The organism is Parasphingomonas zepuensis (genome assembly GCF_036663735.1).
Taxonomy (GTDB): domain Bacteria; phylum Pseudomonadota; class Alphaproteobacteria; order Sphingomonadales; family Sphingomonadaceae; genus Sphingomonas.
Genome location: NZ_JAXOJO010000035.1, coordinates 1 through 1,401, shown reverse-complemented (window position 1 = coordinate 1,401; position 1,401 = coordinate 1). Strand labels below are relative to the sequence as shown.

The following is a 1,401-nucleotide window of genomic DNA, read 5'->3' as shown; positions in this document are numbered from 1 at the left end:
TCGGCGTGTGGGAAGAGGCTGAGGATGCGCTCGCCTTCTCCTCCGGCATGTCCGCCATCGCCACGCTCTTCCTCGCGATGGTCAAGCCCGGCGACACCATCGTTCACTCCGGCCCGCTCTATGCCGCCACTGAAACGCTGATCGCGCGCATCCTCGGCAAGTTCGGCGTCCATTGGCTCGACTTCCCCGCAGGCGCGACCCGCGAGGAAATCGACGCAGTCCTGAGCAAGGCCGCATCGGGCAACGTCGCGCTGATCTATCTCGAGAGCCCGGCTAACCCCACCAACGTGCTGGTCGATGTCGAAGCCGTCGCCGCCAGCCGTGACGCAATTTTCACGGGCGCGAACAAGCCGCCGATCGCCATCGACAATACCTTCCTTGGCCCGCTTTGGGCACAGCCGCTGAAGCAGGGCGCCGACCTCGTCGTCTACAGTCTCACCAAATATGCGGGCGGCCATAGCGACCTGGTCGCGGGCGGCGTGCTGGGTACAAAGGCTCACATCAACACCATCCGCCTGATGCGCAACACCATCGGCACGATCTGCGACCCTAACACCGCCTGGATGCTGCTGCGTTCACTGGAGACGCTGGAGTTGCGCATGAGCCGCGCGGGCGAAAATGCGGTCAAGGTTTGCGAATTTCTCCGCACCCATCCCAAGGTAGAGAAGGTCGGCTATCTAGGCTTCCTCGAAGAGGGCAGCCGTCAGGCCGACATCTACAACCGCCACTGCACTGGCGCCGGATCGACCTTCTCGCTCTACCTCAAGGGCGGCGAGAAAGAGGCCTTCGCCTTCCTCGATTCCTTGAAGATCGCCAAACTCGCGGTCAGCCTCGGCGGCACCGAAACCCTCGCCTCCGCCCCCGCCGCGATGACGCATCTGTCGGTGCCGGATGCCCGCAAACAGGCGCTCGGCATCACCGACAACCTCGTCCGCATCTCGGTCGGAGTCGAGGATGCCGACGACCTGATCGCGGACTTTGAGGCGGCGTTGAAGGCGGTTTGAGGCGTATTCAGCGTTGAGCGGCACGTAAACTATCGTCATCGAGCTTTTCGCCTTGCGGGCGTTACCCTACCAGAAAGCGATGCCAGACGAGTTCGCCTTCCTCACCGCCCTTCGCGTGATCGCCACCCACCCGGCGGCGGCAGGACTGGCCGACGACACGGCGCAGTTCGACGTCGCGGCTGGCCCCCTGATCCTCACCACCGACACGATGGTGGAACGCGTGCACTATCGCCCGCACGACCCCGCCGATTCGATCGGGTGGAAGCTCGCGGCAGTGAACCTCTCGGACCTTGCGGCAAAGGGTGCCACCCCCATCGGCTGCCTGCTCAACTATGCGTTGTCCGGCGACGCGGACTGGGATGCAGCCTTTCTATCCGGCCTGAACGACGCCCTCATT

Annotated in this window: 2 protein-coding genes; both read left to right on the top strand. The window is 64.0% G+C overall.

Going from position 1 to position 1,401, the window contains the following annotated elements; genetic code table 11:
* The coding region (locus U1769_RS24995) for a cystathionine gamma-synthase family protein (protein WP_332720866.1) at positions 1–1,004 on the top strand (1,004 nt) is incomplete at its 5' end.
* 79 nt (positions 1,005–1,083) lie between these two features.
* Positions 1,084–1,401: AIR synthase related protein (locus U1769_RS24990; RefSeq protein WP_332720865.1), on the top strand; the 318-nt coding region annotated here is incomplete at its 3' end.